The organism is Alloactinosynnema sp. L-07 (assembly GCF_900070365.1).
Taxonomy (GTDB): Bacteria; Actinomycetota; Actinomycetes; order Mycobacteriales; family Pseudonocardiaceae; genus Actinokineospora.
This window is the reverse complement of record NZ_LN850107.1, coordinates 4,182,850-4,198,513: the sequence shown is the minus strand read 5'-3', so window position 1 is coordinate 4,198,513 and position 15,664 is coordinate 4,182,850. Positions and strand designations below refer to the sequence as shown.

Here is a 15,664-nt window from a genome sequence, read left to right as displayed (position 1 = left end):
GACCAGGACCATCGTTCAAAGACGCGGACTGGCTATTTTCGGCCGGTGTTCTGCGGGATCGCCAGGCGCTGGGTCTGGTCGCCGCTGGGTTCGGGCTTCGGCGCGGGCTGAGCCTTGGCCGCCGGGGCCGGGATCGCCTTGGCCGCGGGCGCCGGGGTGGCCTTGGGAGCGGGCGCCGCCTGGACCGCGGCGGCGGGCTTCGTGGCCGGGGCCTCAGGCTCGGCGTCCTCCCAGCTCTCCCTGGGTGGGCCCACCGGCTTCATCATCTTGGTCGGCGAGTCGTCGGAAGGCGTGCCGTCGATCGTCTTCGGCGCGCGTTCCTCCGGCAGCGGGTCGAGGATCGGCGCCGCGTCCGCCAGCTGCACGTGTGCGTCGGCGATGAGATCGCGGGCGGCGTGGAGCTGATCCGCGACCCGCGAACGCAGCTGCCGCAGGGCCGCGACCCGCTGAGCGGCGTGGGTGATGCGTCGGTTCGATTCCTCCGTGGCCTCCCGCACGCGGCGGTGGGCCTCGGTGGTGGCCTCCTGGAGGCGGGCCGTCGACTCGGTCATCGCGTCGTGGCGGCGGCGGTTGGCCTCTTCCGTGGCCTCCCGCACGCGGCGTTCGGCCTCGGACTTGCTGGTGGCTTCCTGCTCGGCCAGCGCGCGCATCGACTCGGTGCGGCGGGAGGCCATGGCCATCTCGAAGTCTTCTTCGACGGTGGTGCGGCGCTGCTCGGACTCGGCCTCCAAACGGGCGGCCTCCGTGCGGGCGGCGGCCACCGTCTGTTCGGCGTCCTTGCGGGCCTTCTCCACGACGCCCGCGTGTTCGGCTTCCATCTCGGCGCGGCGCTTGTCGAGGTCGGCGATCAGGTTCTCGTAGCGCTGTTTGAGAACCAGGGACTCGGCCTCGGCCTTGGACCGGATGTGTCCGGCCTCGGCCTCGGCCCGAGCCCTGGTCTCCGTTGCCTCATCCTGGGCGAGGCGGAGCATGCGCTGCAGACGCTCGCTCAGACCTTCCAGCGTGGTCGGCGGCAGTGACAGCCGTTCGACCTGGCCGCGCAGGTCGTCGATCTCGGAGCGCCCGCGTTCGAGCTGCTTGGCGAGATCGGCGGCCTGCGAGACCGCCGCGTTCCGGTCGGCGTGCAACAGCTGCAATTCCGCGTCGAGCCGTTCCAGGTGCTCTTCGACCTGTGCGCGGCTGTAGCCCCGCTTGGTGATGTCGAAACCGGCACCCAACGGCACGAGATCGCGTTCCTCGCCCAAACCCATGGGGTCACGCTACCTGTCTGAGTTACGCCACCGACGACAAGTAGCGGATTCCCACAGTGAAGTTGTCCTTGCCGGTGATCAGGTCACACGCCGCGGAATCGGTTGATGGCGTCGAGGTGCTTGGCCCGCATCTCGTGGTCGCGCACGCCGAGGCCTTCCTCCGGCGCCAGGCACAGCACGCCGACCTTGCCCTGGTGGGCGTTGCGGTGCACGTCGAGCGCGGCCTGGCCGGTGTCGCCCAGCGCGTACACCTTCGACAGGGTCGGGTGGACCAGGCCCTTGGCGATGAGGCGGTTGGCCTCCCACGACTCGCGGTAGTTCGCGAAGTGCGAGCCGACGATCCGCTTGAGGTTCATCCACAGGTACCGGTTGTCGTACTGGTGCATGAAGCCCGAGGTCGACGCGCAGGTCACGATGGTGCCGCCCTTGCGGGTGACGTACACCGACGCGCCGAAGGTCTCCCGGCCCGGGTGCTCGAACACGATGTCCGGGTCCTCGCCGCCGGTCAGCTCCCGGATCTTCGCGCCGAGGCGCTGCCACTCGCGCGGGTCCTGGGTGTTCTCGTCCTTCCAGAACTTGAAGCCCTCGGCGCTGCGGTCGATGATCAGCTCGGCGCCCATCTTGCGGCAGATGTCGGCCTTCTCCTGGCTGGAGACCACGCACACCGGGATCGCGCCGCCGTTGAGGGCGAACTGGGTGGCGTAGGAGCCAAGGCCGCCGGAGGCGCCCCAGATCAGCACGACGTCGCCCTGCTTCATGCCAGCGCCGTTGCTCGAGACGAGCTGGCGGTAGGCCGTGGAGTTCACCAGGCCGGGGGAGGCGGCTTCCTCCCAGGTCAGGTGCTTGGGCTTGGGCATGAGCTGGTTGGACTTGACCAGCGCGATCTCGGCGAGGCCGCCGAAGTTGGTCTCGAAGCCCCAGATCCGCTGCTCGGTGTCGAGCATCGTGTCGTTGTGGCCGTCGGGGCCTTCGAGCTCGACGTTGAGACAGTGCGCGACGACCTCGTCACCGGGCTTCCAGTTGTGCACGCCCGGGCCGGTGCGCAGCACGACGCCCGCCAGGTCGGAGCCGACCACGTGGTAGGGCAGGTCGTGGCGCTTGGACAGCGGCGACATGCGGCCGTAGCGCTCCAGGAACTTGAACGTCGAGACCGGCTCGAAGATCGAGGTCCACACGGTGTTGTAGTTGATGGCGCTGGCCATCACCGCGACCAGGGCTTCGCCGGGTCCCAGCTCAGGCGTCGGCACGTCGTCGAGGTGCAGCGACTTTCGCGGGTCCTTGTCGCGTGAATCGAGACCCTCGAACATCGCCACTTCGTCGGCGTGCACGGTGACCCCCTTGTAGGAGTCAGGGACCGGCAACGAGCCGATCGCGTCGAGCTCGTCGGCCTGAATGGCGTCGAGGATCTTTTGCACAGCGGACCTCCCGGCGAATTGGGGCGTAACGCCCAGGTGGCGAGATGTTACTTACGAGTACCCAACGTATGCGCTCGATGTGAGAGATGGCACGCGATCGTGCGAATGTGATATTGCCTGCGAGTCGGTGGAAGCGGACTATTGACCTTGGGATCTCCCTGATGGAGGTGGTCTCGATGAGGATGAGTGAGTCCGGATCGGTCAAACCGTGGACCCGCCCATACGACTGGGCCGAGGTACTGCTCGGTGTCGTCGCCATGGCGTCTCCACTCTGGATGGACACCGACAACGCCGCGATGTGGACCATGGTCGTACTCGGCGCGCTGATCGCGCTCGACGGCCTGGTGTCGCTCGCGATGCCCGGCATGGTCGCGGGTGAAGCCGTGCAGATCGTGCTAGGTGTCCTGCTGTTCATTTCGCCCTGGGTCATGACCTACACCGACATGACCGGCATCGCGTGGTCCTCCTGGATCATCGGTGCCCTGACCGTGGTCGCAGGCGGCGCCGCCCTCCCGATGGCCCAAGCGGCCAGCCGGATGGCCGGATCCCACTAGTCGGCCACATGTGCCGAGCCGGACCCCCGCAGGGGCCCGGCTCAGGTACTCGCGCGGACTCAGAAGTCGAAGACGGTGAAGCGCTTGAGCGGGTGTCGGTGACCTGCGTCCCGATCGGGTGCTCGGGTCGCTAAGGTGCGCGCGTGGGTCGCATCCGACAGATCACCGCCATCCTCGGCACGCTCGCCACCGACGGGTCAGGTGGCCGACGCAGGCTCGCCCAGCCCAGTGGTGTCGACGAACTTCGCGCCGTGGTCGAGGCCCAGGCCACCGAACTCGACCGCCTTCGCGCCGCGTTGGCCGCCGCGGAGGAGACCGCCGACGAACTCCGCCGGTCCCACGACGGCCTCAGTGCGGCGGTCACCGCCTTGACCGCCAAGGTCGAAGGCGTCGAGCCGCTGCACGTCGCGCGGGAGCACATGACTCGCTGGCTCGAGGACCACGGGCGGGCGATCGAGGACCACGGCCGTGCGCTCGAGGACCATGTTCGCTGGCTGGAGAACCACGACCGGTGGCTCGACGACCACAACCAGGCCGTCGCGGGCCTGGACGCGCGGGTGCTCGCCGTCGAGCCCCGTCCCGACGCGCTCAGCGACTGGCTCAGCGGTCACGACGTGGCGCTTGAGGGACTACACGTGCGCACCGCCGAGTTGGAGAACGCCCAGGCGGTGTCCGCGTTCACCCAGTGGTTGGGTCAGGCCGACCTCGTGGCCGCGCCGCTCATCTCGATCATCCTGCCCACCCGCAACCGGGCCACGCTGGTGCCCCGCGCGGTCGAGTCGGTCCTCGCGCAGTCCTATCCGAACTGGGAACTCGTCATCGTCGACGACGCCAGCTCCGACAACACCGCCGAGGTGCTCGCGTCGTTCGGCGACCCGCGGATCCGGGCGGTCACCGGGCCCGGCCGGGGAGTGTGCGCCGCGCGGAACGTCGGACTGGCGGTGGCCACCGGCGAGGTGGTCACCTACGCCGACGACGACAACGTCATGCACCCGCTTTGGCTGAAAGCGCTGGCCTGGGCCTTCGACGGGCACCCCGCGGTCGAGGTCGCCTACGGCGGGTTCCTGATCGACGACATCGATCGGGTCGACCGGCGCGGCCAGGGGTCGATGCCGCGGCTGATGCTGCGCGACTACGACCGGGCGACCCTGCTGCGGGAGAACCTGACCGACATCGGTGCGCTCGCCCACCGCGCGGGCATGCCCGCGGCGCGGTTCGACGAGTCGCTGCGGGAGATGGGCGACTGGGATCTGCTCTGCGCGCTCACCACCGACACCGACCCCCTGGTCATCCCGGTCGTCGCGTGCTACTACTCCACGTCCGTGCCCGACCGGCTGTCCCACGGCCCCACCCATGACGCCGACCGGGCCGCGATCCGCCGCAAGTACGCCGAGGGGGAGCTGTGACCGACCCAGCGAAGGTTCTTGTCGTCGCGCTCGACGCCTGCAACCCGGCGACGGTCCGCGAGATGGTCGCCGACGGTGACCTGCCGGTGCTCGGCGCGCTGTTCGACTCCTGCGCGACCGCGGCGACGGTCAACCCGCACGGCATCTTCGAGGGCACGGTGTGGACCAGCTTCTTCACCGCCCGGTCCGCCGCGCGCACCGGCTACACGTGCTGGGAGGAGGTCGAGACCGACACCTACGAGCGCAGGCTCACCAGCCCGCTGGAGATCCGTGGCGTGCCGTTCTGGGAGACGCTCTCCGCCGCGGGCAAGCGGGTCGCGGTGCTGGACGTGCCGCACAGCCGCGCGGAGGCACCGGTCAACGGGGTCGTGCTGTCGGAGTACGGCACCCATGACCGGCACTTCGGGTTCCGGACGTCGCCGGAGCCGCTGGCCAAGGAGATCGAGGAGCGGTTCGGCCTCACGCCGGTTCTCACCGCGGACCCGTACGTGGTCCGCGACTGGGCGCCCGACGACTACCTGTACCGGGCGGGCGACCACAGGACACCCGATGAGGAACGCACACTGACTCAAGGGCTGGTCACCGGGGCGGCGATGAAGACCGAGGTGTCCACCCACCTGCTGGGCCAGGGCGGCTGGGATTTGTTCCTGACCGTCTACGGCGAGGCCCACAGCGTCGGCCACCAGCTCTGGCACCTGCACGACCCCAGCCACCGCCTGCACGACAGCACACTCGCCGCCGAACTTGACCCGGTCCGCGCGGTCTACCGCGAACTGGACCGGGGCGTCGGCGAACATCTGGCGCAGGCCGGGCCGGACACCACCGTGTTCGTCCTGCTCAGTCACGGGATGGGCGCCCGGTATGAAGGCAGCCACCTGCTCCACGAGATCCTCCGGCTGCTCGACGGCGTGCAGAACGACGGCATCCGCGGCGCCGCCCCGATGCGCTGGGCGAAGCGCGCCTTCGGGGCCTTGCCCCGCCCGGCCCGATCAGGGCTGCTCGCCGCCGCGCTGCCGCTGCTGCGCCGCCGGATCGCCCGCGACCCGCTGCCGCCCGTGCCCAACTGGGCGAGCGCGGAGCAGCGGTCCCGGCAGCGCTACTACCTGTGCCCCAACAACTTCGTCTACGGCGGCGTGCGGATCAACCTGGTCGGCCGGGAGCCCAACGGCCTGGTCAAACCCGGCGCCGACTACGAGTCGGTGTGCGCGAGGCTCACCGACGACCTGCTCGCGCTGGTGAACGTCGAGAACGGGCAGCCGATGGTCCGGGCGGTGACGCGCACCAGCGACCACCACGACCGCGAGGCCGACGACACCCTGCCCGACCTGCTCATCGACTGGGTGCGGACTGGTCCCATCGAGACGGTGTGGTCACCCAAGACCGGCATCGTGCACCGGCCGGACACCCACTGGCGCACCGGCGACCACCGGCCGGAGGGCGTGCTGCTGGCCAAGGGACCCGGCTTCGAGCCGGGGGCCCGGCTCGGCAACATCGACGTGGTCGATCTCGGTGCCAGCCTGGCGGCCCTCTGCGGCGTGCGGCTGACCGGGGACGTCGACGGGCAGCCGCTGCCGTGGGCGCGGCAGACTGTCTCAGCGTGAGTGACTCGACCAAGATCCTCGTTGTCGCCCTCGACGCGTGTGACCCCGACACGGTTCGCGCGCTCGTCGCAGATGGTGAGCTGCCGACGTTCGCCCGGCTCTTGGGGCACAGTGCGTCGGCGACCACCCGCAACCCGTACGGGTTGTTCGTCGGGTCGCTCTGGAGCAGCTTGTTCACGGCGCGGACCGCGGCGCGCACCGGCTTCCACTGCTGGGAGGAAGTCGACACCAAGACCTATGAGCGCAGGCTGACGAGTCCGCTCGACATCCGCGGCACCCCGTTCTGGGAGACGCTGTCCGACGCGGGCAAGCGCGTCGCCGTTCTGGACGTCCCGCACACCCGTGCGGGCAAGCCGATCAACGGGGTGATGGTCAGCGAGTACGCGTGCCACGACCGGCACTTCGGTTTCCGCACGTCGCCGGAGCCGCTGGCCAAGGAGATCGAGGAGCGGTTCGGCCTCACCCCGATCCTGACCGCCGAGCCGGACGTACTGCGGGACTGGGCGCCCGACGACTACGTCCACCGCGAGGGCGACCACCGCACCCCTGCCGAGGAACGCGCCCTCACCCATGGTCTGGTGGCGGGTGTCGGCCAGAAGACCCAGCTGTCGACGCACCTGTTGGCGCAGGGCGACTGGGACCTGTTCCTGACCGTCTACGGCGAGTCGCACAGCATCGGCCACCAGCAGTGGCACCTGCACGACCCGGCCCACCGCCAGTACGACCCCGCCCTCGCCGCCGAGCTGGACCCGATCCGGTCGCTCTACCGCGGGCTCGACCACGCCGTCGCCGAGCACCTCGCGCTGGCAGGCCAGGACACGACCGTGTTCGTGCTGCTCAGCCACGGCATGGGTCCGCGCTACGAGGGCTGCCACCTGCTGCACGAGATCCTGCGCCTGCTGGACCAGGTGCAGACCGATGGTTTGCGCGGCGGCGCACTGATGCGTCTGGCGAAACGGGCGTTCCACGGCTTGCCTCCGGCCTTGCGTTCCCGGGTCACGAAGGCGGCGCTGCCGCGGTTGCGCGCGCGCTTCGCCCGGTCGCCGCTGCCCGCGGTGCCGAACTGGGCCACCGCCGAGCAGCGCGCCCGGCAGCGGTACTTCCTCTCCCCGAACAACTTCGTCTACGGCGGTGTCCGCCTCAACGTCGTCGGCCGCGAGCCGCACGGTGTGGTGCGGCCGGGGGCCGAGTTCGAGTCGGTGTGCGACCAGCTGACCGAGGACCTGCTCGCGCTGGTCAACGTCGTGACCGGCGAACCGGTCGTCCGCTCGGTGGCCCGCACGACCGACCACTACGACCGCGAGTCCGACGACACCCTGCCCGACCTGCTGATCGATTGGGGCCGCAGCGGCCCGATCGAGACGGTGTGGTCACCCAAGACCGGCATGGTCCACGGACCCGACACTCACTGGCGCACCGGGGACCACCGGCCGGACGGCTTGCTGCTGGCCAGTGGTCCCGCCTTCACCCCGGGCGCCCGGCTGCCGGACATCGACGTCGTCGACCTGGGCGCCAGCCTGTCGGCGATGCTCGGCGTCGAGCTGACCGGCGACGTCGACGGACGCGCGCTGCCGTGGGCCAAGAACCTCGTCGAGCAGACTGGTTAGGGGACGACCTGGTCAACCAGGTCGTCGACGAGCGTGCGCGCGTCGCTCAGGATGTCGGGCAGGGTGAGGGACTCCACGATCAGGCCCGTCATCGCGATGTAGAGCAGTTCGACGGTCCTGCGGTCGCCGGGCAGGCCCGCGTCGACATGGAACGCGACGCTGTCGTCGAGCTGGCCCCGCATGGTCGCGGTGAACGAGCGGTGCAGGTCGGGTCGGCGGGTGGCCTCCAGGCGCAGTTCGAGCAGGGCGAGATAGCCCGCGCGGTCGGCGGTGACCCGGTCGAGGATGTCGTGCATGAACCGCGCGACGGCGGCGCGGTCGCGCGGGGCCGCCAAAGTCTTGGCGACCACCGCCGGGTCGGGTGCCAGCCGCACGTGGATATGGGCGCCGACCTGGTTCAGCAGTTCGTCGCGGCTGGGGAAGTAGTTCGACGCGGTGCCCGCGGGCACGCCTGCCGCGGTGTCGACTGCCCGGAATGTCAGCCCACGCGCTCCCTCGGCCGCCAGGACATCGATGGCCGCGTCCACCAGCGCCCGGCGCCGGTCCTCGTTCTTTCGCACTTGTCGATCCTAAACCACTATGTCTATAGTACTCCAGACGTAGTGATTAGGAGGATGTATGCGATTCACGAAGTTCGCGACGGCGGTATTGGTCGACGACGTGGCGACCGCTCGGGACTTCCTGGTGGCACACGTGGGCATGAAGGTCACCGTCGACCTTGGGTGGTACGTCGACTTCGGGCACGAATCCGACCCGTCGTTCACCTTCGACCTCATCCAGAGCGACCACGAGTCCACCCCGGCCGCGCTGCGTGGGCGTTCGGTGGCCGGGACCTTCCTGGCGCTCATGGTGGAAGACGCGAAGGCCGAGGAGGATCGGCTGCGCGAGGCGGGCGCCGAGATCATCGCCGAGTGTGTGGACGAGCCGTGGGGTCAGCGGCACTTCTTCGCGGCCGTGCCCGGCGGGCTGGTGCTCGACATCCTGCAGATGATCGAGCCCGACCCGGCCTGGCTCGCCGCGAACGGCTTGTGACGCTGGTCCGAACCCGCCGTCAGTGTGCTTCTGCGGCGGGTTCCACAAGCTCGACGAGCACGCCACCGGCGTCCTTCGGGTGGACGAAGTTGACCCGGCTGTTGGACGTGCCGCGCTTGGGCTCGTCGTAGAGCAGGCGCAGGCCCTTGGCGCGCAGGTCGGCGGCGGTGGCCTCGATGTCGGCGACCCGGTAGGCCAGCTGCTGCAGGCCGGGGCCGCTGCGGCCGATGAACTTGGCGATGGTCGACTGCTCGTTGAGCGGGGCCAGCAGCTGGATCGCGGTGCCCGCGCCGGTGTCGCCGGGGGCACGCAGCATGGCCTCGCGGACGCCCTGCTCCTCGTTCGTCTCCTCGTGCACGGAGACGAGGCCGAAGTTGTCGCGGTAGAAGGCGATGGCCGCGTCGAGGTCGGGGACGGCGATCCCCACGTGGTCGACGGCTACGACGTGCGAGGCGATGGCGTCAGTCATGCGTAGACCTTACGCCAAGCCTACCGGCGGGTAACTATTTGCTGTGCGGCTACTCACAGACGCACGTGGCGAAGGCGTTCAGCGCGAGTAAGGTCCGAGTTAACGCACGTTCGCACGTCTGAGGAGACCGCTGTGTCCGGAACCGTCATCGTCGCGGGGGCGCGCACCCCCATCGGCCGCCTGCTGGGTTCGCTGAAGGACTTCTCCGGGGCACAGCTCGGCGGAGTAGCGATCAAGGCAGCGCTGGAGAAGGCGGGCGTCAAGCCCGAACAGGTCCAGTACACGATCATGGGTCAGGTCCTGACCGCGGGCGCGGGCCAGATCCCCGCCCGCCAGGCCGCCGTCGCCGCGGGCATCCCGATGGACGTCCCCGCGCTGACCATCAACAAGGTGTGCCTGTCCGGCCTCGACGCCATCGCGCTGGCCGACCAGCTCATCCGCGCGGGCGAGTTCGACATCATCGTGGCCGGTGGCCAGGAGTCGATGACCCAGGCCCCGCACCTGCTGCCGAAGTCCCGCTCCGGCTTCAAGTACGGCGACGTCACCCTGCAGGACCACATGGCCTACGACGGCCTGTTCTGCGCGTTCGACCAGGTCGCCATGGGTGTGTCGACCGAGAAGGTCAACGCCCGCTACGACCTGACCCGCGAGGAGCAGGACGCGTTCTCCGCCGCGTCGCACCAGAAGGCGGCCAAGGCCATCGCCGACGGTGTGTTCGCCGACGAGATCGCCCCGGTCAGCATCCCGCAGCGCAAGGGCGACCCGATCGTCTTCGACACCGACGAGGGCGTGCGGGGCGACACCACCGTCGATTCCCTCGGCAAGCTGCGGCCCGCGTTCGCCAGCGACGGCACCATCACCGCGGGTTCGGCCTCGCAGATCTCCGACGGCGCCGCCGCGGTGGTCGTCATGAGCAAGGCCAAGGCCGAGGAACTGGGTCTGTCCTGGATCGCCGAGATCGGCGCGCACGGCGTCGTGGCCGGTCCGGACGCCAGCCTGCACGAGCAGCCGTCCAACGCGATCAGGGCCGCGCTGGCCAAGCAGGGCCTTGAGGCGTCCGACCTCGACCTGGTCGAGATCAACGAGGCGTTCGCGGCGGTCGGCGTGGTGTCCACCCAGAAGCTGGGCATCTCCGAGGACATCGTCAACGTCAACGGCGGCGCGATCGCCCTCGGTCACCCGATCGGCGCCTCCGGTGCCCGCCTGATCGTGCACCTGGCCTACGAGCTCAAGCGCCGCGGTGGCGGCGTCGGCGCGGCCGCGCTGTGCGGTGGCGGCGGCCAGGGCGACGCGCTGATCATCAGCGTGCCCAAGGCCTGAGTTTGGCCCGTCAGGTCGACGTAGCCGATCTGGTCGACCGCGCGCGGCAGCGACAGCCGCGCGCGGTCGCCCGGCTCATCTCCCTGGTCGAGGACGCCAGTCCGCAGCTGCGCGAGGTCGCGGCGGCGCTGGCTCCCCTCGGCGGGCGGGCCCAGGTCATCGGGCTCACCGGTTCGCCAGGGGTCGGCAAGTCGACGACCACTTCGGCGTTGGTCGCCGCCTATCGCGGCCAGGGCAAGCGGGTCGGCGTGCTCGCCGTCGACCCGTCCTCGCCGTTCTCCGGCGGCGCGCTGCTCGGCGACCGCATCCGGATGCAGGACCACGCCACCGATCCGGACGTGTTCATCCGCTCCATGGCCACCCGCGGCCACCTCGGCGGCATGGCCTGGGCCACCCCGCAGGCGCTGCGCGTGCTCGACGCGGCTGGCTTCGACGTCGTGCTCGTCGAGACTGTCGGGGTTGGACAGTCCGAAGTGGAGGTCATCGGCCTCGCGGACACGACGCTGGTCCTGCTGGCCCCCGGCATGGGTGACGGCATCCAGGCGGCCAAGGCGGGCATCCTGGAGATCGCCGACGTGTTCGTGGTCAACAAGGCCGACCGCGACGGCGCCGACACCACCGTGCGCGAGCTGAAGTACATGATCTCGTTGGGACGCCGGGAGATCCGCGGCGCGAGCTGGCGCCAGCCGATCGTCAAGACCGTCGCCGCGCGCGCCGAGGGCATCACCGAGGTCGTCGAGGCCATCGACGCGCACCGCGAGTGGATGGTCGCCCACGGTGAGCTTGAGGAGCGGCGAGCGATGCGGGCCCGCACCGAGATCGAGGCCATCGCGGTCGAGTCGCTGCGCGCCCGGCTGGCCGACGTCCACGGTGGCGACGCGCTCGACGGCCTGGCCAAACGGGTCATGTCGGGCGAACTGGACCCCTACACGGCCGCGGACTCGCTGATCGAGAGCGTCCAACAGTCCAATTAGGCTGGTCTGACCGGACCAAACTGGTCGTCGGCGCGTTCGAGCGGTACTACGTTGGTGACCATGACAGCCACCACGGACGCGATCGTGGTCGAGGACATCCGCAAGGCGTATGGGGAGCTCAAAGCCGTTGACGGGGTCTCGTTCACCGTCGCCGAGGGCGAGTTCTTCGGCATTCTCGGACCCAACGGCGCGGGCAAGACGACCACCCTGGAGATCGTGGAGGGCCTGCGCGAGCCCGACGGCGGCACCGTGCGGCTGCTCGGCGAGAGCCCGTTCCCGCGCAACAAGGCACTGCTGCCCCGCATGGGCGTGCAGCTCCAGGCGTCGGCGTTCTTCGAGAAGCTGACTGCCCGTGAGCAGCTGCGCACGTTCGGCGCGCTGTACGGCGTGGCCCCGGCCAAGGCCGACGAGATGCTCGAACTCGTCGGGCTGACCGACAAGGCCGACACCCGCGAGGACAAGCTGTCCGGCGGCCAGCGCCAGCGCCTGTCGATCGCCTGCGCGCTCGTCCACGACCCGGACGTGGTGTTCCTCGACGAGCCCACCGCCGCGCTCGACCCGCAGGCGCGACGCAACCTGTGGGACGTCCTGCGGGCGATCCAGGCGCGCGGCAAGACCATCGTCTACACCACGCACTACCTCGATGAGGCCGAGATCCTCTGCGATCGCGTCGCGATCATGGACCACGGCCGCATCCTGGCGATGGACGCCCCCGCGACGCTGGTGCGCGGCCTCGACGCGCCCACCCACGTCATCCTCGAACGCGGTTCACTGTCCCTTGAGGACGCTCAGGCGCTCATCGGCGCCGACACCGCGCATGAGGACGAGCTGTCGCTCACCATCTCCACCCGCACCCCGGCCCCAGTGCTGTCCGCGTTGGCCGAGCGGGGCACGCTCGACGGCCTTCAGGTGCGTACCTCCACCCTCGAGGACGTCTTCCTCGACCTGACCGGACGGGAGTACCGAGCGTGACCGGCGCCTTCAAGTCCCTCTCGGTGGCCATGGTCAAGGGCTTCGTCCGCGACAAGGCCACCCTGTTCTTCACCTTCGTCTTCCCACTGATGTTCCTGGTCGTCTTCGGCCTGCTGTTCCGCGACGTGGGCACCGACAAGCTCAAGATCGGCGCGGTCGGCGACGGCCCGGTGCTTGCCGTCCTGGAACAGTCGGGCGCCGTCGAATTGGAGCGCTTCGACTCCCTCGACGCTGGCGTGCGGAAGGTCCGCGACGGTGACCTGCCCGGTCTGGTCGAGGCCACCGGCAACAAGGTGTCCCTGCGCTTCGCCGCCAGCGACCAGGCCCAGGCTGGCTTGGTGCGGGGCATCGTCGCGGGCGTCACCCAGGAGCTGAACGTCCGTGCCACCGGCCAGCCCGCGCGCTTCCAGTTCAGCGCCGAGCAGGTCGAGGACGCCTCGCTCAAGCCGATCCAGTACCTGACCCCGGGCATCCTGTCCTGGGGCATCGCGGTCACCGCCGTCTTCGGCGCCGCGCTGACGATGGTGAACTGGCGGCGCAAGCAGGTGCTGCGCAGGCTGCGGCTGGCCCCGGTCACGCCGACGACCGTGCTCAGCTCGCGGTTGAGCGTCACCATCGGAGTCGCCATCGCGCAGGCGTTCGTCTTCGTCGGGGTGGCGTTGCTGCCCGTGTTCGGCTTGCGGCTCTCGGGCACGTGGTGGCTGTCGATTCCCGTGTTCCTGAGCGGAATCCTGGCCTTCTTCGCCATCGGCATGCTCATCGGCGCGTTCACCAAGACCGAGGAAGCGGCCACGGGCGCGGCGAACATCGTCGTGCTGCCCATGGCCTTCCTGTCGGGCACATTCTTCCCCATCGACGCCGCGCCGCCGTGGCTGCAGGCGGTGTCGAAGATCTTTCCGTTGCGGCACATGAACGACGGGATGATGGACTTCCTGGTCCGTGGGAAATCGGTCGCGGCGATGCTGGTTCCGTGCGCGGTCCTGATCGGCTTCACCCTGGTCGTCGGGTTCATCGCCGCGAAGGTTTTCACCTGGGAAGACGCCTGAGTTACCGCCCGATTTCACTGTGTTCACAAGGCACCCAGGTGGGGCGTGAGCGCGCTCACGCTCCACACTGGAGCCATGTTCGACACCGCCACCCGGTTCCGCGCCGTCGCCATCGCTGAGGCCTTCTCCTGGCTCGGCCTTCTCGTCGGCATGTTCTTCAAGTACGCCACCGACTTGGGCGACCTCGGGGTGAAGGTCTTCGGGCCCATCCACGGTGTCGTGTTCGTCGTCTACCTGGTGGTGACCGCGTTCACCGCGCGGCAGCAGCGCTGGGACGTGTGGACCACGGGCTGGGCGCTCGTGTCGAGCATCCCGCCGCTGGCCACGGTCGTCTTCGAGCGCTGGGTGCTGCGCACCGGCAAACTCGACCCGATCGCGGCGCGACGCACCATCTAATCCTGAAAGTCGCCTGCCGCCTTGCGTACCTTCGCGAGAAGGTCCGTGAGCTGGCCGGTCTGGCGGTCTGTGAGCCCGTTCAGGCCGAAGTCGACAGCGGTCACCGCGGCCGTGGCCTGGGCGCGCAGCTCGCGCCCGGCCTCGGTGATCTCCGCGAGGGTGGTACGGCGGTCGGTCGGGTGCGGCGTCCGGCGCACCAGGCCGTCGGCCTCCAAGCGGTCGACGATGTTCGTCACACTCGTCGGGTGCAGCTGCAGCCGCTCACCCATCACCCGCATCGGCAGGCTGCCGCGCGAGGAGAAGGTCAGCAGCACCAGGGCCTCGTACCGGGCGAACGTCAGGCCGTGCGGCTTGAGCGCTCCGTCCACAGCGGACTGCAGGATCTGCTGCACGCGCATGACGCTCGTCACCGCCGCCATGGTCGTCGAGTCGCCGATCCGCTCCCGCCACAGCTCCGCGGCCTTGGCGATCGGGTCGAATGGCAACGTACGCGGCCTCATGACCAGCAAGTTACCAGCCAGGAACGGGCCTGAGCCGCTCAGTAGCCCGCCGCGGGCGGCTCGAACTCGGCCCGCACACCCAGCAGCCGCACCGGCCGGTCCAGCTCGAACCGGCCGAGCGCGACCAGCGCCGCGGCCTCGATCTCGGCCGCCACGCTCGTCGGGCCGGGCAAGGTCACGCTGCGGCTCTTGGTGAAGAACGGCGCGAACCGCGCCTTGACCCCGACCCGGATCACCGGCCGGTCCTCGCGGTCGACGTCGGCCATGAGCTGCCCGACCAGCCGCACGATCGCCGCGCGCAGGTCGTCGGGTTCGGTGAGGTCCTGCTGGAAGGTGGTTTCCCGGCTGTGCGAGCGGGCCACCCACGGCGTGTCGGTCACCTGCGCGGACCCCGCGCCCAGGCCCAGGGTGTGCAGCCACGGGCCGATCGTGGGACCCATCCGCGCCGCCAGCGCGTCCGGGTCGGCCGCCGCCAACTCACGCACCGTGGTCAGGCCCAACTCGGCGAGCTTGCGGCCGGTCTTGGTGCCGATGCCCCACAGGGCGTCGGTGGGGCGGTCACCCATCACCGTGAACCAGTTGTCCTTGGTGAGTTGGAACACGCCTGCCGGTTTGCCGAAATCGGTGGCCAGCTTCGCGCGCAGCCGGTTGTCGCCGATGCCGACCGAGCAGTGCAGCGCCGTGCGCTCCAGCACCGCGTCATGGATCCGCTTGGCGAGCGCGACGGGATCGTCGGTCTCGACGCCGAGGAACGCCTCGTCCCAGCCCAGCACCTCGACCACCGCGTCGAACTCCCGCAGCGCCGCCATCACCTCGGCGGACGCGGCGGTGTAGGCGTCGGGGTCGCTGGGCAGGAACACCGCGTCCGGGCAGCGCTTGACCGCCAGTTTCATCGGCAGCCCCGACCGCACCCCGAACGCGCGCGCCTCATACGACGCCGTCGCCACCACCGCGCGCTCGGTCGGGTCGCCGCGGCCGCCGACCACCACCGGCAGGCCGCGCAGCTCAGGCCTGCGCAGCACCTCGACCGCCGCGATGAACTGGTCGAGGTCGACATGCAGCACCCAGTGGTCGGCCACCTGGCTAGTGTGCCCCGAGGAACGCCGATCCGAAGGAGTGACC

16 protein-coding genes are annotated in these 15,664 nt (G+C 69.9%); 10 read left to right on the top strand and 6 right to left on the bottom strand.

All coding sequences use genetic code 11. The features are described 5' to 3' along the window. Positions 1-32 precede the first annotated feature (32 nt). Together BN1701_RS18605 and ccrA are read right to left on the bottom strand one after the other, a co-directional pair. Positions 33-1,250 (bottom strand): chromosome segregation protein, encoded by a 1,218-nt coding sequence (locus BN1701_RS18605; RefSeq protein ID WP_157368061.1) that lies wholly within the window; start codon positions 1,248-1,250, stop codon positions 33-35. Positions 1,251-1,333: 83 nt separating this feature from the next. Then, on the bottom strand, positions 1,334-2,665 hold the full coding sequence (ccrA, locus tag BN1701_RS18600; protein ID WP_157368060.1) for a crotonyl-CoA carboxylase/reductase: 1,332 nt from the start codon (positions 2,663-2,665) through the stop codon (positions 1,334-1,336). Between the two features lie 182 nt (positions 2,666-2,847). Here ccrA and BN1701_RS18595 point away from each other — a divergent pair, with 182 nt between their 5' ends. From BN1701_RS18595 to BN1701_RS18580, 4 genes are all read left to right on the top strand, one after another. Further along, complete coding sequence (locus BN1701_RS18595) at positions 2,848-3,219, top strand: SPW repeat protein (RefSeq protein ID WP_054055968.1); 372 nt, start codon at positions 2,848-2,850, stop codon at positions 3,217-3,219. Positions 3,220-3,362: 143 nt separating this feature from the next. Next, positions 3,363-4,625, top strand: a complete 1,263-nt coding sequence (locus tag BN1701_RS18590) for a glycosyltransferase (protein WP_231949646.1) — start codon at positions 3,363-3,365, stop codon at positions 4,623-4,625. After that, positions 4,622-6,226 carry an alkaline phosphatase family protein gene (locus BN1701_RS18585; RefSeq protein WP_054050557.1) on the top strand — a complete coding sequence of 535 codons (1,605 nt, stop codon included), beginning with the start codon at positions 4,622-4,624 and terminating at the stop codon, positions 6,224-6,226. Before BN1701_RS18590 ends, BN1701_RS18585 begins: the two co-directional genes overlap by 4 nt. Next, positions 6,223-7,833: an alkaline phosphatase family protein gene (locus BN1701_RS18580; RefSeq protein WP_054055966.1), complete on the top strand. Its 1,611-nt coding sequence runs from the start codon at positions 6,223-6,225 to the stop codon at positions 7,831-7,833. Before BN1701_RS18585 ends, BN1701_RS18580 begins: the two co-directional genes overlap by 4 nt. Here the strand turns inward: BN1701_RS18580 and BN1701_RS18575 are convergent. Further along, positions 7,830-8,393 (bottom strand): TetR/AcrR family transcriptional regulator, encoded by a 564-nt coding sequence (locus BN1701_RS18575; RefSeq protein WP_054050555.1) that lies wholly within the window; start codon positions 8,391-8,393, stop codon positions 7,830-7,832. The genes BN1701_RS18580 and BN1701_RS18575 overlap by 4 nt on opposite strands. 58 nt (positions 8,394-8,451) lie before the next feature. Here BN1701_RS18575 and BN1701_RS18570 point away from each other — a divergent pair, with 58 nt between their 5' ends. Further along, positions 8,452-8,865 (top strand): VOC family protein, encoded by a 414-nt coding sequence (locus BN1701_RS18570; RefSeq protein WP_054050552.1) that lies wholly within the window; start codon positions 8,452-8,454, stop codon positions 8,863-8,865. A 19-nt stretch (positions 8,866-8,884) separates the two neighbouring features. Here the strand turns inward: BN1701_RS18570 and mce are convergent, their stop codons facing one another. Next, positions 8,885-9,334, bottom strand: coding sequence for a methylmalonyl-CoA epimerase (gene mce / locus BN1701_RS18565; protein WP_054050550.1), 450 nt, complete (start codon positions 9,332-9,334; stop codon positions 8,885-8,887). Positions 9,335-9,466: 132 nt separating this feature from the next. On the opposite strand from mce, the gene BN1701_RS18560 reads away from it, so the two are divergent. The 5 genes from BN1701_RS18560 (at position 9,467) to BN1701_RS18540 (ending at position 14,042) form a co-directional block, all read left to right on the top strand. Further along, the gene (locus BN1701_RS18560) at positions 9,467-10,654 is read left to right on the top strand and encodes an acetyl-CoA C-acetyltransferase (RefSeq protein ID WP_054050548.1); all 1,188 of its coding nucleotides are present in this window, start codon (positions 9,467-9,469) and stop codon (positions 10,652-10,654) included. A gap of 2 nt (positions 10,655-10,656) precedes the next feature. Further along, complete coding sequence (gene meaB, locus BN1701_RS18555; RefSeq protein WP_054050546.1) at positions 10,657-11,628, top strand: methylmalonyl Co-A mutase-associated GTPase MeaB; 972 nt, start codon at positions 10,657-10,659, stop codon at positions 11,626-11,628. Positions 11,629-11,688: 60 nt separating this feature from the next. Next, positions 11,689-12,600 carry an ABC transporter ATP-binding protein gene (locus BN1701_RS18550; RefSeq protein ID WP_054050544.1) on the top strand — a complete coding sequence of 304 codons (912 nt, stop codon included), beginning with the start codon at positions 11,689-11,691 and terminating at the stop codon, positions 12,598-12,600. Further along, the gene (locus BN1701_RS18545; RefSeq protein ID WP_054050542.1) at positions 12,597-13,646 is read left to right on the top strand and encodes an ABC transporter permease; all 1,050 of its coding nucleotides are present in this window, start codon (positions 12,597-12,599) and stop codon (positions 13,644-13,646) included. The genes BN1701_RS18550 and BN1701_RS18545 overlap by 4 nt, the downstream gene beginning before the upstream one ends. A gap of 75 nt (positions 13,647-13,721) precedes the next feature. Further along, on the top strand, positions 13,722-14,042 hold the full coding sequence (locus BN1701_RS18540) for a DUF3817 domain-containing protein (RefSeq protein WP_054050540.1): 321 nt from the start codon (positions 13,722-13,724) through the stop codon (positions 14,040-14,042). Here the strand turns inward: BN1701_RS18540 and BN1701_RS18535 are convergent. After that, positions 14,039-14,542, bottom strand: a complete 504-nt coding sequence (locus BN1701_RS18535; protein WP_054050538.1) for a MarR family winged helix-turn-helix transcriptional regulator — start codon at positions 14,540-14,542, stop codon at positions 14,039-14,041. The genes BN1701_RS18540 and BN1701_RS18535 overlap by 4 nt on opposite strands. A 38-nt stretch (positions 14,543-14,580) precedes the next feature. Beyond that, a complete protein-coding gene (locus tag BN1701_RS18530) occupies positions 14,581-15,621 on the bottom strand; it encodes a DNA polymerase IV (RefSeq protein ID WP_054050536.1) in 1,041 nt (346 codons plus the stop codon). Positions 15,622-15,664 lie beyond the last annotated feature (43 nt).

Coding starts and splice junctions, on each gene's coding strand:
- BN1701_RS18535 (WP_054050538.1), bottom strand. CDS start 14,542: ATGAGGCCGCGTACGTTGCCATTCGACCCGATCGCCAAGGCCGCGGAG.
- BN1701_RS18550 (WP_054050544.1), top strand. CDS start 11,689: ATGACAGCCACCACGGACGCGATCGTGGTCGAGGACATCCGCAAGGCG.
- mce (WP_054050550.1), bottom strand. CDS start 9,334: ATGACTGACGCCATCGCCTCGCACGTCGTAGCCGTCGACCACGTGGGG.
- BN1701_RS18605 (WP_157368061.1), bottom strand. CDS start 1,250: ATGGGTTTGGGCGAGGAACGCGATCTCGTGCCGTTGGGTGCCGGTTTC.
- BN1701_RS18570 (WP_054050552.1), top strand. CDS start 8,452: ATGCGATTCACGAAGTTCGCGACGGCGGTATTGGTCGACGACGTGGCG.
- BN1701_RS18540 (WP_054050540.1), top strand. CDS start 13,722: ATGTTCGACACCGCCACCCGGTTCCGCGCCGTCGCCATCGCTGAGGCC.
- BN1701_RS18595 (WP_054055968.1), top strand. CDS start 2,848: ATGAGTGAGTCCGGATCGGTCAAACCGTGGACCCGCCCATACGACTGG.